The sequence below is a fragment of the Paraglaciecola sp. T6c genome (assembly GCF_000014225.1).
GTDB classification, from domain to species: domain Bacteria; phylum Pseudomonadota; class Gammaproteobacteria; order Enterobacterales; family Alteromonadaceae; genus Paraglaciecola; species Paraglaciecola atlantica_A.
In genome coordinates, this window is sequence record NC_008228.1 from 2040979 (window position 1) to 2054415 (window position 13437).

Consider the following 13437-nt stretch of genomic DNA (forward strand, 5'->3'; position numbering starts at 1 on the left):
GAATAATTGATTTTTATCGACATTCTTTACCTTGAGCGTATTTCATCAAGGCCGAGATCAGGTATGATTAGGGGTCACATTTGTATGTTGCTTACCAACCGTTTGTGAACTAATTTTTCATTTCCTACTTTACTAATTTTTAAGGACACATTGTGAGCCAATGGCAACCTGATAGTTGGCGTCAAAAGCCAATTCTGCAACAACCTACTTACCATGATCAGCAACACCTAAAAGATGTAGAGCAAAAGCTTAAATCTTATCCGCCACTTGTTTTTGCCGCTGAAACGCGTCAGTTGTTTAAAGAGTTAGGCCAAGTTGCTGACGGTAAAGGCTTTTTGCTACAAGGTGGTGATTGTGCAGAGTCCTTTGATGAATTCAACGCACCGAAAATTCGCGATACATTCAAAGTTATTTTGCAAATGGCGATTGTGTTGACCTTCGCAGGCCGTTGTCCAGTGACAAAAGTTGCTCGCATGGCGGGGCAATACGCTAAGCCACGCTCCGGCGATTTTGAGACCATTGGTGATGTGTCTCTACCTAGTTATCGCGGCGATATCATCAACAACTTTGAGTTTACTGAAGCGGCACGTACGCCAGATCCTCAGCGCATGCTCGATGCGTATCATCAAAGCGCATCCACTTTAAACTTATTACGTGCGTTCGCTCAGGGCGGCTTGGCAGACTTACATCAAGTAAATCGCTGGAACATGGCGTTCGTTGAGAATAACCCTCTGAAAGAGCGTTACCAAGATGTGGCGCGTCGTATACAAGACTCGTTAGAGTTTATGGACGTGATGGGGATCAATACCAGCAATACGCCGACCTTGCACGAAACAAGTTTGTATACCTCTCACGAGGCCTTATTGCTTAACTATGAGCAAGCACTGACGCGCGTAGATACCTTAACTGACAAGTGGTACAACTGCTCAGCTCACATGTTGTGGATAGGTGAACGTACCCGTCAGCTTGACCATGCACACATCGAGTTCTTCCGGGGTATTCATAACCCAATCGGGGTAAAAGTAGGACCGACCATGCAAGGCGATGAATTAATTAAGCTCATCGATGCGCTAAACCCAGAGAATACGTCTGGTCGTTTGACCTTAATTACCCGCATGGGGGCAGATAATCTCGAGCAAAACTTACCTGCGCTACTGCGCCGAGTGAAACAAGAAGGGCGAAATGTTGTGTGGAGCTCTGATCCTATGCACGGCAATACCTTCAAGGCATCAAGCGGTTACAAAACGCGTAACTTCGACGCTATTTTGCGTGAAATTCAGCAGTTCTTCGCAGCACACCGTGCCGAGGGCACTCATGCCGGCGGAATTCATTTAGAAATGACTGGTCAGCATGTAACCGAATGCACAGGTGGCGCATATCAAATTGGTGATGATGATTTAGCACAAGCCTATAAAACCCAATGTGATCCGAGGTTGAATGCAGACCAAGTGCTAGAAATGGCGTTCTTGGTGGCTGACCATTTAAAAGTCGGGTAAGCAAATCGCATTGCACCCATAGCCAAATATGTGGTATTAATGAAAATAGTTTTCATTTGTATTAATTGTTTGGTGAGGGTGCGATGACACTTTGGGATGTCCCTGCAAAAAAATCTGCATTGATCAGTGGTTTAGACGCTTCTTTACTGCCAGCGGTAACAAACCGATTGTTAGAAATGGGCCTAACAGACGGTCAGTCAGTTCGTTGTTTGAGGCGCAGTCCTATGCGCGGGCCACTTGTGGTTCAAATTGGCGACTGTGTTTATACCTTAGAGCAAAGTATTGCTGATAAGGTTGCTATCAGTAGCCTTTCTTAATTTTCTTATTTCGTTTTTACCCCGATTAAATTATTCATTTTCCGGGGGTAAATACTCAAGAGTAACCTTTACTATATGGGCGTTAACCTAACGCTCGTTCAATCAAGTTGTGTCATGAAAAATATTATTTTAGTGGGTAAGCCCAACTCTGGGAAAAGTCTGTTGTTCAACCAATTAACTGGGTTACGTCAGAAAGTGGCTAATTTCCCAGGTGTAACCGTTGAGCTCAAAAGTGGTCAATTTGGTGAACATAGGTTAATTGATTTTCCAGGCGCTTACTCCCTAAGCACGCTTTCTCGAGATGAAGAAATCGCCGTGGAAAAAATCCACGAAGCCATGCACGACGCCAATACAGGCGTCATTGTGTGTAACCTTGACGCCACTCGATTAGAGCGAAGCTTGGTGTTTGGGTTACAAGTGCGCGACCTAGCTAAACAGCATAATAAAGCGTTGGTGTTTGCCTTGAACATGATTGATGAGGTTGAGCGCTTTAGCCACAACGTTGATTGTGAGAGGTTAGCGCAAGACTTGGGTGCCCCTGTATTTCCTGTGTCGGCGAAAACGTTGAGTGGATTACATGAATTTAAATTAGCATTACAGGACGTGGTCGCTCGGCCCGAAAGCTTTGTGCCAACCAAAAGCGTAGGTGAAGGCGATACCGTGTTCAGTATCAGTCGTCAAATCGCCAAACATTACGGCATTCACGCTGATATCGTATTAAAACAGCAAAACACAATTGATAGCTTCCTACTTAATAGCGTGCTGGGGGGCGTGGCGTTTTTCGGTATAATGTTCTTGTTGTTTCAAAGTATATTTACTTGGGCTACGCCACTAATGGACGGCGTCGAAGAAATCATTGGCTGGTTAGCGGTTGCTGTTACTTCTGCAATTGGTCCTGGCCTTATCAACGATTTTCTGCAAGACGCCATTTTTGGTGGCTTAGGCTCATTTCTTGTTTTTGTGCCGCAAATAATGGTACTCACCTTTATTATCGGGTTATTAGAGGACAGTGGCTACCTTGCTCGCGCAGCGCTAATTTGCCATAAACCGTTGAGTTATTTTGGTCTATCAGGGCGTAGCTTCATACCGTATTTATCAGGTCACGCCTGCGCTATCCCTGCCATTATGGCGGCTCGCACTATTGAATCTCCTCGTAAGCGCTTGATCACCATGATGACCATTCCACTGATGTCTTGTTCAGCGCGCTTACCCGTTTATGCCTTGCTTATCGCGGTTCTGATTCCAGACACGACTTACTTAGGTGGGCTTTTAAGCCTGCAGGGAACGGCATTTTTTGTACTCTACTTTCTTGGAATTGTCACCGCACTGCTAGTAAGCGTGCTATTGAACAAGTTTACCAACAAGGATGCTGACAAAGCCGAAATGCCCTTTATATTGGAGCTGCCCAATTATAGTTTACCGCACTGGAAGCCACTTTTATTTCGGGTGGTCACCAGTGCGAAGCAATTTATTCGCAGGGCAGGGCCGGTCATTTTCATGGTGTCTGTGGTTATCTGGTGCTTAGGGTATTTCCCAAGTTCAGAGCATGCGTTAGAGGATTCTTATCTAGCCATGATAGGCCAGTGGATAGAGCCTATTTTTGCGCCTTTAGGCTTAGATTGGCGCTACGGCGTAGCCATTTTGGTCTCCTTCCTGGCAAGAGAAGTGTTCGTTGGGGCACTCGGGACCTTGTTCGGTATTGAAGGGGCCGATGAGAACATTGCTGGCCTTGCGACAAATATTCAAGCTGACGGCTTAACCTTAGGCGCAGGGCTCGGCTTACTGATATTCTATGTTATCGCCTTGCAATGCGTTGCCACGGTAGCAACCTTAAAAGGTGAAACGGGTAGCAAAAAAATTGCTTGGGGATTGTTCGCTGGCTATGGTTTGCTAGCCTATGCTGCGGCTTTTTTTGTTTCGCATATTTTTTAATTCAGCGTCAAAAATTTAGTAGCCTCAGGTGTATGAAATAACGCCTGAGGCTTCCGACTGAGAATGTAGCATCACTGCAACATTGCTGGCGTAATCTCAACAAACTCATCACAGGCGCTAACTAAAGCATTCGCGGTAAGCGCTGGCACGCCGTACACCTTCGTTTTTACCTCATGCTTCTTCTTCACTGCCTTGAGTAATAAGTCAAAATCTCCATCTCCTGAGAGCAACACGACTGTGTCTACTTGCTGTGCAGCATCTAATACATCAATGGTGATCCCCACATCCCAGTCGCCCTTTGCTGAGCCGTCACTGCGCTGAATAAAAGGCTTTAACTTAACGTTAAAGCCAATGTGCTTCAAAGCTGACTGAAACTTTTGTTGTTGGGAGTCATGACGTTCGGTGGCATAAGCATTAGCGATAACGATGTCGCCTTGCTCACTTAAATGCTGCCAAAACTGTCGATAGTTAAATTGTTTTTGGTAGGTGTCACGGGTGGTGTAATAAATGTTTTGCACATCAACGAATACTGCAATTCTAGCGGGCATAATGAATTCTAATTGAGTAATAACCAATAGGGCATGATAGCACTAAATATTATTGAAATAGCTATTGCGTTTACACAATAAGTGCTGTAACGTGCGGCCTTGCTTATGAATCATCCTCCGCATTTATAAGCTAGGTTACCATTTCGGTAACGTTGTTAATGTCTTGTCTTACCTTGATCCAGTCAGCCAGCATTTAAAAAAACAAAAATATTAAGCTGAATTATTGAACGGCGAATAAGCGAGCATGTGCTTGCTGTTTATCACTCCTAGACTCATATAAAGTCGTAAAGTTATCGTCAAATCTATAGTGAAGCTTCGTTGAATTTCGCGCGTCAACATTATCGCGCTAATTGAAAGAGAGTTTTATTATGTCTTATTTATACAACGGTTCTCAGATCCGTGTGATGCACCCAGTGCATTCAATTTCTGTAAACAAACAAAGCGTAGCATTTGCCGACAAGCAAGGTCGTCAAAACACTAAATTTGCTAATGCAAATGAAGCGAAGCAGTTTGTTAAATGGTTAGTTAACACCTAATCAACGTTTGCTTATACAGCTGTCTGTATAAGCTACTTGAATCCAAAAAAAGCCTGGATCATGTTATATGATTCAGGCTTTTTTTGTGGCTAGAGCGTCACCCCAAACCGGAGGTTAAGCACCTAAGCTTTCTAAATAACTTTCATAGTTACCACGGAAATCAACAATTCCATTTGGTGTTATTTCAATGATGCGGGTAGCAACTGAAGATACAAACTCTCGGTCATGACTGACGAATATCAGCGTGCCCGCGTAGTTTTCTAACGCTAAGTTTAATGATTCAATCGATTCCATGTCCATGTGGTTGGTCGGCTCATCCATCACCAAAATATTAGGGCGCTGAAGCATCAATTTGCCAAACATCATACGGCCTTGTTCACCGCCGGATATGACTTTCACCGATTTGGTGATCTCATTTTGAGAGAAAAGCAAGCGGCCTAATGTACCGCGCATGACTTGCTCGTCATCACCCTCTTGAGCCCACTGATACATCCATTCCATGAGCGTCATTTCTTTTTCGAACTCATGAGCATGATCTTGGGCGTAATAACCGATATTCGAGTTCTCGGACCATTTGACTTCGCCTGCTGTTAAATCAGTATCTCCGACTAAACACTTCAACAGGGTGGTTTTACCCAAACCATTTTCGCCGATAACTGCGATACGTTCGCCAACTTCAACCATCAAGTCTAAACCGTTGAACAACTCCTTTTCATAGGATTTCTTCAATCCCGTTAACTCTAATGCGTTACGGTGTAACTTTTTCGTTTGCTCGAAGCGAATGAAAGGGGTCTGACGACTTGAAGGTTTAATGTCATCCAGTTTGATCTTGTCTATCTGCTTAGCGCGAGACGTAGCTTGCTTAGACTTAGATGCATTCGCCGAGAAGCGGCTAACAAAGGTACGCAGTTCAGCGATCTGCGCTTTTTTCTTAGCGTTATCTGATACTAAGCGTTCTCTGGCTTGAGTAGAGGCGGTCATATACTCATCATAGTTACCAGGGAATAAGCGAATTTCGCCATAATCCAAATCGGCCATATGGGTGCACACACTGTTTAAAAAATGGCGATCGTGCGAGATGATGATCATGGAGCAATTACGCTCGTTTAGCACGCCTTCTAGCCAACGAATGGTGTTAATGTCCAAGTTGTTGGTAGGCTCATCAAGTAGCATGATATCTGGATCTGAAAAGATTACTTGAGCAAGCAGTACGCGAAGTTTCCAACCTGGTGCTATCTCACTCATTGGGCCATAGTGTTGCTCTACCGGAATACCCACACCAATTAATAACTCGCCGGCACGTGCTTCTGCGGTGTAGCCATCCATTTCAGCGAACTCTGATTCTAAATCGGCAACGCGAATACCGTCTTCTTCCGTCATTTCAGGGTTAGCATAAATAGCATCACGCTCTGCTTTGACTTTCCACAGTTCATTGTGTCCCATCACTACAGTATCAATAACACTGTACTCTTCGTATGCGAACTGGTCTTGCTTCAATTTACCGATACGCTCACCTGGGTCGGTTGAAACGTTCCCGGCAGATTGCTCTAAGTCTCCCCCAAGTATCTTCATAAAGGTTGATTTACCACAGCCATTTGCGCCGATTAAGCCGTAACGATTTCCGTTACCAAATTTAACTGATACATTTTCAAATAATGGCTTTTCGCCAAATTGCATAGTGATGTTTGCGGTCGTTAACAATGTTTTCTTCCGAGTAATTTAGGTGAATGTGTTGAAGGTGTTATTCCTCGCCACTAATCAAGTACGCTAGCGATTTGTGCTTAAGCTGACAGATTAGAAAACAGCGCCCTGTGATTAAACGTTAACTTTAATTTGGTGCGACTGTTTGAGGAAAATAATTCGGCGCGTATTATGCCACAAGCATGTATGACTCGGCTAATTTTAGCCTGAATTACCGTCAGTTTTATGACAAAGGTGATAGATGCAGACAACTTAAGTAGCTTGATATCTAAAGAAACAACTTACATCAGGGCGTTTATTTATGTGTTAAAAACGCATGCGGGTAAGTCTATGGGAAATTGAAATGTGTAGCGGGGCAGTGAACTAATATCGATTAATCTGTTTTTTTACATAAAGTAAAAGTACAAACTAACCGATACTGCTGAGCTATCGTGAGCAGGCGTTACTCATCAAGGGGAGTATTAAAGTCTTCGGATAATTCAAAATCACCTGTCACTTCGCTTACGCGATTATCGACAAAGTGTAGGGTTAATTCTTTACGGAAATCTTTACCACGCTTAGCCATCCCGCGCTTCATCTGATACAAGTAGTACCACGTATCATGATCAAACGAGTCCTCTACTACGGGCTTTCCTAACACGTACTCCACTTGCTCTTTAGTCATGTTAATGCGTAATTTACTGACATCACGCTCATCTAAAAAGTTACCTTGTGGTACATCAATTCGATAAATCCAATCAGCACAAGCAGACAACATCAATGAGGCGGCAATCACCGCCAATATATTTCTAAACTTCATTCTTATTTAATTTCTCAGCTATTAGGTAAATAAAGACCCTACAAGTACTTCGCTAAAGGTCCATAGGCGAAGCATCCTAACTCAGCCAAGACAGCCTAATCAATGCATAATTGTTAAGAATTACTGATTTGTAGTAACTCTTTGGCGTTGGCGAGGGCAGAATCCGTCAATTTGTCTCCAGCTAGTAGACGTGCCAACTCTTCAATTCGTTCATTTTCTTGTAAAGAAATCATATGAGTTTCTGTGGTTTTCTTGTCACTGAACTTGGTAACGAACATTTGGTTGTGCGCGCGTGCTGCCACTTGGGGTAAATGCGTTACGCAAATTACCTGACAGGTTTCACCTAATTTACGCAGTAAATGCCCCACCACTGAAGCGGTGGAACCACTAATACCGGTATCAACTTCGTCAAAAATCATGGTTGCTACCTGACTGTTATGAGAGCTGATCACTTGAATTGCAAGACCAATCCGCGACAACTCGCCACCAGAGACAACCTTTTCAATTTTATCAAGGGCTTGTCCTTTATTGGTCGACACTTTGAATTGAATATTGTCCAAACCATGCTTGCTAGGAGAGGCACTGACCTGCGGCTCAACTTCAATTTTAAATATCGTGTCGCCCATATTCATTTTGTGAATCTGGCTTTCCACCTGCTTGGCTAATTTGCTTGCGGCTTTAGTACGCGACAAGCTAAGTTGTTCGCAGCTTTTGAAATAAAGCTTCTCTAGAGCTGAGAGTTCGTCCTGCATGCTATCCAACATTTGGTCATCTTCAGAAAGCTGAGACAATTCTTGGGTCAATGTTTGGTGGTAGGTATATAACTCTTCCGCTTTAACGTGATGCTTTCTGGCTAAATCTAACGCTTGAGAGTATCGCGCTTCGACCTGCTGCATTTTCATTGGGTCTATTTCTAGCTGATCAGTGTAATCTCTAAGCTCTTGAGCAGCTTCATCAATTTGAATACTCGCTTCATTTAACAATGCTAAAATCGGAGAAAGGGTCGGGTCGTGATCCTGCAATTCCGTCAATCTATCAATACTATTTTGCACCGCAGATAGGGCATTAAAGTCATCGGCTTCATATAGTTGATAAAAACTCAACTGAGTCTGCTCCAGCAAGGCTTGACTATTACTGAGTCTTTTATGCTCACTTTCCAGTTCAGAAAACTCACCCTCGCCGATGGCAAATTCATCTAACTCAGAGACTTGATACGACAAAAGCTGAAAACGATCCGCACGCTGTTGCTGACCCGCCAATAACTCACGATAGATTTTCTGTTTATGTTGAAGGCTTTGGTAGTGCTGGGCCACATTATTTAAAAGAGAAGGGTGCTCGGCAAAGTTGTCCAGCAATTCGCGCTGTGTATCGGCTTTTAGAATCTGTTGGTGGGCATGCTGACCATGAATACTTAACAAGTATTGTCCTAAACATTTCAGCTGGCCTAAGGGTACAGGTGTGCCATTCACGAAGGCTTTCGAGCGGCCTTCGCTAGAGATGACTCGTCTGATTAAGCAATCATTTCCATCGTCTAATTCGTGCTCTTTTAACCATTTTGCAGCAAGTGACAATTTACTCACATCAAAAGATGCACAGATTTCGGCCTTGTCAGCACCGCTGCGCACGAAACCCGCTTCGGCCCTATCGCCTAAACACAACCCTAATGCATCCACTGAAATGGACTTACCAGCGCCAGTTTCACCTGTGACCGCTGTCATACCTTGGGATAAATCGATGTCCAGAGATTTAACCACAGCAAAATTTCGAATTGAGAGATGAAGTAACATATATTTACCTGTTCAAATATACAGTAACTGTAAATATATACATATTTTCGAGGCTGTCTAGTAGTTGACTAAAATTTATTCTGCTGATGCCACTAGTAAAGTTTACTTCCCCAGCCGAGTTTTGTGCGTAACACGTTGAAGTAATTGTAATCTTTGGGGTGAATTAGGGATAATTTGGCGGGGTTTTTACGGATAATGATTTCATCCCCCGGTAATACGGCGAGCACGATATGGCTGTCGCAGCTAACTTGCAAATTGTCTTTATTTTCTGGTGATACTTTGATGCGCACCGTGCTATTTGCATCTACAACAATTGGGCGAGCGCTGAGGGTATGCGGGAACATGGGCACTAAGCTCAGGGCGTCTAGATTGGGGGTTAGAATGGGGCCGCCGCCTGATAACGAATAGGCCGTTGAGCCTGTAGGCGTTGCAACGATAAGGCCATCTGAGCGTTGACTAAACACGAAGTTTTCATCTAAGTAGACTTCAAACTCCATCATATGAGCGACTTTACCGTGATGCATTACCACTTCGTTTACGGCTGAATTAGTGCTTTGTAATTCTCCGCCTCGATACACTTCAAGTTCAAGTAAAAAGCGCTGTTCGATTTGGCATTCGCCCGCAAAGATGGAATCGAGCTGGCGTTCAAAGTCATCTGGGTTGATGTCGGTTAAAAACCCCAAGTTACCACGGTTAATGCCTACCACAGCTACATTGTGTTTGGCCAAAACACGAGCGGCGCCCAACATATTACCGTCACCACCAACTACTATGGCTAAATCAGCTTGAGTTCCTATGGTATTTAGATCGGCAATTTCAAATCCGTTACCTTTTAATTGCGAAGCACAACTTTGCTCTACAATCATTCGACAGTCCTTTTGCTTAAGATAAACAATCAACGCTTGTAAGCTTAAATTCGCTCCTTGATGCCCTTGCTTGCCTATCAATCCGACGGTGTGAAAACCCATAACAACTCATTAAAATAACCGATTTGGGTTAGTATAATCATCCGTAGCGCGGAATGTCATACATTTTTATGTCTATGATTTCTCTAACAGTTCTAACGCTCAATTTGTGCGCGAACGGCAAAATGGGCGAGATGCTAGGGCGGCATCTGACATTTTATTTGAGGTTTAATCAAGTAAGGTGCTTGTTGAGGCTTTGTTTTATGTTGCTGTTCTCTTATAGTGCGTTTAATTCAACAAGTTATAAGATTATTCATGGGTCCAATAATGTTAGATGTCTCAGGTTACGAGTTAACACCTGAAGACAGAGAGTTGCTCGATCATCCTTTAGTGGGTGGCGTTATCCTTTTCAGTCGTAACTACTACGATCAAAAACAACTAAAAGAGCTCATTGCTCAAATTCGATTGGCAGCACGCAACAAGATATTAATTGGGGTGGATCATGAAGGCGGCCGGGTTCAGCGTTTTCGCGACGGATTCAGCGCTATTCCTGCAATGGGTGCTATTTGCGCCCGCAGTGATGAGGGTTTGAGCCAGGCACAGCAATACTGCAATACTTTTGGTTGGCTCATGGCGGCTGAATGCCTCGCATTTGATATCGACTTAAGTTTTGCGCCCGTGCTCGATTTAAACGGCGTATCGGATGTTATTGGTGATCGCTCTTTTCATACCCAGCCAGAACCTCTGATTCAACTTGCCAGTGAGTTTATTAAAGGCATGCACCGAGCAGGGATGAAAGCCACAGGTAAACATTTTCCTGGGCATGGTAATGTCAAAGAAGACTCGCATGTTGCGATGCCGGTAGATAATCGAAGTCTTGAACAAATCACTCAGCTAGATATGCAGATTTTTAGCCGCTTAAACGACATGGGCTTACTTGATGGGGTGATGCCAGCGCATGTGGTGTACTCTCAAGTGGATGATATGCCAGCAGGTTTCTCTAAAGTCTGGTTACAAACCTACTTGCGCCAAAAAATGCAATTCGACGGTGTGGTATTTTCCGATGATTTGTCGATGCAGGGAGCCGCGTTTATTGGCGACTTTGCCGCCAGAGCAAATGCGGCACTAAACGCTGGCTGCGATATGGTGCTGGTATGTAATAACCCCGACGCTGCTGCGCAGGTCATCGATAGCTTACCCAGTGATTTACCCACAAATCCGCGTTTAGCAAAGCTTGCCAAAGCGCCCTGTGCTGACTTTAACGCACTGGTTAAAACAGATGCTTACACAGCGGCCCAGCGCACTCTCGAAGCATATAACAATTAGTGTAGATGAGGAGTCGAGCCCGAGGGACAATGCCCGTATGTCCCTCTTGATGTATAAAACGGGGGCGATGATTCATAAATGCCTGCTTTAGGCGATGCATTAGGATAGCGAATGTTATGCGATTAAACCGTCAGCACTTTATTTTAATAGGTCCTTTACTGGCGATACTGTTTTACGGATTTTTACGGTACTCACAGGTCGAATACTTACCGGCAGTGACTGCCGCTATTACTGCATTAACGGTTATTTGGTGGGTCAGTGAAGCCATTCCTATTCCCGCTACCTCTATCGTCCCTTTCGCACTGTTACCCATGTTTGGTGTGCTTGATCATGGCATAGCGGCATCAGCGTTGGGCAGTCACGTTATTTTACTGCTGATGGGGGCTTTTATGTTATCAACCGCACTAGAGCGCAGCGGCGCCCATGAGCGTCTCGCTGTGTATATGGTGCGTTTGGTAGGCGTGAGTAGCGGCCGGCGATTAGTGATGGGGTTTGTATTGGCGACTGGGTTCCTAAGTATGTGGATATCCAATACGGCCACCGTACTGATCATTCTGCCCATGGCATTAGCTGTGCTGTCACACGTAGATAACCCAAAACTGAAAGTGGCGTTGATTTTAGGGATTGCATACTCTGCCAGTGTCGGCGGCTTAGGGACTCTCATCGGCACACCGCCCAACGTGATATTTGCCGGTATTTATCAAGAGCAAACAGGGCAAGAATTTGGCTTTTTGGCGTGGATGAAAGTAGGCGTTCCCGTTGTTATTGTTAGCCTTCCGATTATCGCCCTGTGGCTAACCCGCAATGTTACCCTGGAGCATGATATTGAATTGCCTACCTTGGGTGCTTGGCGAAAAGAAGAATCCCGTACCTTGTGGGTGTTTGGTTTAACGGCCTTAGCATGGATAACGCGCAATGAGCCTTTCGGCGGCTGGAGCGGTTGGTTTGATATTCCATACGCGGGTGACAGCACCATCGCATTGACCGCTGCAGTAGTGATGTTCATTGTGCCAAATGGGAAAGGCAGCAGATTGCTCGACTGGGAAACAGCAAAAAGGATCCCTTGGGGCATACTGCTGCTATTTGCAGGTGGTATTGCTTTGGCTAAGGGCTTTAGCGCATCAGGGTTGAGCCAAATCTTAGGAGAGTGGCTACTTAGCTTGACGAATTTACCGCTGGTGATGGTTATTTTAGCTATTTGCTTAATCGTGACTTACCTAACGGAGATCACCAGTAACACAGCAACCGCGACTTTGCTGATGCCTATTCTCGCTGTTGCCGCGGTTTCTTCAGGTAACGACCCTGCTTTATTTATGATCCCCGCCGCTATGGCTGCTAGTTGTGCCTTTATGCTTCCCGTTGCGACTGCACCCAATGCAATTGCCTACGGTACTGGGGAGATCACCATAAAAGACATGGTCAAAGAAGGGGCTATTTTAAGCTTCTTGATCTCCAGCATAGTGGGGTTAATGTGTTATGCATTGCTGCGATGACACATGAGATATTCGCTCAGATTTAGGTCGTCGTTTATTAAAGCATTTACGCCAACCTTTATTTCACTAAGGTGCCCCTGCATAACAAATGAATAAAACCAAATAGCTGCATTTAAGTGCAGCTCAGGGGTAATCGCACTCTACATTGGTGCATAAATACTCTTCATATACGCATTTTCATGAAATTTCCCGCCTTGCCCGAGTGGCATCAATACTGCACAAGCCAGCGTTCTAAAATGACAAAAAAGACAAGACAGGAGTAGTAATATGGTTAAGTTGTTGGGTGTCGCGTTAGGCTTAATGTTAACTGCTACAGCGCAAGCGGAAACCTTCGATTGGGGTGAGCTTAAACGTGAGCGTATCGAATTGAAATTACCCTTACTCACAGTTCAAGGTGAACAAGGTCTATTAGCGTGTGGTTACGTGGATGTAAACACGTGTAATAAAACAGGTGAAGCCTGCGCAATTGTATCAGGGGTAAAAACCCATGAAGATATGCTGCAAAAACCAGTGTTATTAGTTTCAAAAGCCGCACGGGAATTAGGTGTTGAACCGGGTATGACAGGCACCCAAGCACTTGAATTAATGCGCTAGGGC

General features: G+C 44.5%; 12 protein-coding genes. 7 read left to right on the forward strand and 5 right to left on the reverse strand.

The genetic code is table 11. From position 1 onward, the window contains the following. Nucleotides 1-152: 152 nt before the first annotated feature. The 3 genes from PATL_RS08725 (at nucleotide 153) to PATL_RS08735 (ending at nucleotide 3745) form a co-directional block, all read left to right on the forward strand. A complete protein-coding gene (locus PATL_RS08725; RefSeq protein ID WP_011574532.1) occupies nucleotides 153-1496 on the forward strand; it encodes a class II 3-deoxy-7-phosphoheptulonate synthase in 1344 nt (447 codons plus the stop codon). Nucleotides 1497-1579: 83 nt separating this feature from the next. After that, nucleotides 1580-1813 (forward strand): FeoA family protein, encoded by a 234-nt coding sequence (locus tag PATL_RS08730; protein WP_006994185.1) that lies wholly within the window; start codon nucleotides 1580-1582, stop codon nucleotides 1811-1813. A 114-nt stretch (nucleotides 1814-1927) separates the two neighbouring features. Continuing rightward, complete coding sequence (locus PATL_RS08735) at nucleotides 1928-3745, forward strand: ferrous iron transporter B (protein WP_232283308.1); 1818 nt, start codon at nucleotides 1928-1930, stop codon at nucleotides 3743-3745. Nucleotides 3746-3816: 71 nt separating this feature from the next. Here the strand turns inward: PATL_RS08735 and PATL_RS08740 are convergent, their stop codons facing one another. Further along, nucleotides 3817-4293: an NYN domain-containing protein gene (locus tag PATL_RS08740; RefSeq protein WP_011574535.1), complete on the reverse strand. Its 477-nt coding sequence runs from the start codon at nucleotides 4291-4293 to the stop codon at nucleotides 3817-3819. A 368-nt stretch (nucleotides 4294-4661) separates the two neighbouring features. On the opposite strand from PATL_RS08740, the gene PATL_RS22785 reads away from it, so the two are divergent. Next, nucleotides 4662-4829, forward strand: a complete 168-nt coding sequence (locus PATL_RS22785; protein ID WP_006994188.1) for a hypothetical protein — start codon at nucleotides 4662-4664, stop codon at nucleotides 4827-4829. Between the two features lie 114 nt (nucleotides 4830-4943). Here the strand turns inward: PATL_RS22785 and PATL_RS08745 are convergent, their stop codons facing one another. The 4 genes from PATL_RS08745 to nadK all read right to left on the reverse strand — a co-directional run bounded on the left by PATL_RS08745 (nucleotide 4944) and on the right by nadK (nucleotide 10084). Continuing rightward, complete coding sequence (locus PATL_RS08745; RefSeq protein ID WP_041713575.1) at nucleotides 4944-6530, reverse strand: ABC-F family ATPase; 1587 nt, start codon at nucleotides 6528-6530, stop codon at nucleotides 4944-4946. A 442-nt stretch (nucleotides 6531-6972) separates the two neighbouring features. Continuing rightward, nucleotides 6973-7329, reverse strand: coding sequence for an outer membrane protein assembly factor BamE (locus PATL_RS08750; RefSeq protein WP_011574538.1), 357 nt, complete (start codon nucleotides 7327-7329; stop codon nucleotides 6973-6975). A 113-nt stretch (nucleotides 7330-7442) separates the two neighbouring features. Beyond that, complete coding sequence (gene recN, locus PATL_RS08755) at nucleotides 7443-9116, reverse strand: DNA repair protein RecN (RefSeq protein ID WP_011574539.1); 1674 nt, start codon at nucleotides 9114-9116, stop codon at nucleotides 7443-7445. 92 nt (nucleotides 9117-9208) lie between these two features. Continuing rightward, nucleotides 9209-10084 (reverse strand): NAD(+) kinase, encoded by an 876-nt coding sequence (gene nadK / locus PATL_RS08760; protein WP_011574540.1) that lies wholly within the window; start codon nucleotides 10082-10084, stop codon nucleotides 9209-9211. Between the two features lie 264 nt (nucleotides 10085-10348). Between nadK and nagZ the strand changes: the two genes are divergently transcribed. The 3 genes from nagZ to PATL_RS08775 all read left to right on the forward strand — a co-directional run bounded on the left by nagZ (nucleotide 10349) and on the right by PATL_RS08775 (nucleotide 13434). Next, nucleotides 10349-11347, forward strand: a complete 999-nt coding sequence (gene nagZ / locus PATL_RS08765) for a beta-N-acetylhexosaminidase (protein ID WP_011574541.1) — start codon at nucleotides 10349-10351, stop codon at nucleotides 11345-11347. 116 nt (nucleotides 11348-11463) lie between these two features. Next, nucleotides 11464-12840: an SLC13 family permease gene (locus PATL_RS08770; RefSeq protein WP_011574542.1), complete on the forward strand. Its 1377-nt coding sequence runs from the start codon at nucleotides 11464-11466 to the stop codon at nucleotides 12838-12840. A gap of 267 nt (nucleotides 12841-13107) precedes the next feature. After that, the gene (locus tag PATL_RS08775) at nucleotides 13108-13434 is read left to right on the forward strand and encodes a YunC family protein (RefSeq protein ID WP_011574543.1); all 327 of its coding nucleotides are present in this window, start codon (nucleotides 13108-13110) and stop codon (nucleotides 13432-13434) included. The last annotated feature ends 3 nt before the right edge of the window (nucleotides 13435-13437 follow it).

What these genes read in the sequence shown, in the direction of transcription:
- PATL_RS08735 (WP_232283308.1), top strand. Translation starts at nt 1,928, where the DNA reads ATGAAAAATATTATTTTAGTGGGTAAGCCCAACTCTGGGAAAAGTCTG.
- recN (WP_011574539.1), bottom strand. Translation starts at nt 9,116, where the DNA reads ATGTTACTTCATCTCTCAATTCGAAATTTTGCTGTGGTTAAATCTCTG.
- PATL_RS08730 (WP_006994185.1), top strand. Translation starts at nt 1,580, where the DNA reads ATGACACTTTGGGATGTCCCTGCAAAAAAATCTGCATTGATCAGTGGT.
- PATL_RS08775 (WP_011574543.1), top strand. Translation starts at nt 13,108, where the DNA reads ATGGTTAAGTTGTTGGGTGTCGCGTTAGGCTTAATGTTAACTGCTACA.
- nagZ (WP_011574541.1), top strand. Translation starts at nt 10,349, where the DNA reads ATGTTAGATGTCTCAGGTTACGAGTTAACACCTGAAGACAGAGAGTTG.
- PATL_RS08770 (WP_011574542.1), top strand. Translation starts at nt 11,464, where the DNA reads ATGCGATTAAACCGTCAGCACTTTATTTTAATAGGTCCTTTACTGGCG.
- PATL_RS08740 (WP_011574535.1), bottom strand. Translation starts at nt 4,293, where the DNA reads ATGCCCGCTAGAATTGCAGTATTCGTTGATGTGCAAAACATTTATTAC.
- PATL_RS22785 (WP_006994188.1), top strand. Translation starts at nt 4,662, where the DNA reads ATGTCTTATTTATACAACGGTTCTCAGATCCGTGTGATGCACCCAGTG.
- PATL_RS08750 (WP_011574538.1), bottom strand. Translation starts at nt 7,329, where the DNA reads ATGAAGTTTAGAAATATATTGGCGGTGATTGCCGCCTCATTGATGTTG.
- nadK (WP_011574540.1), bottom strand. Translation starts at nt 10,084, where the DNA reads ATGGGTTTTCACACCGTCGGATTGATAGGCAAGCAAGGGCATCAAGGA.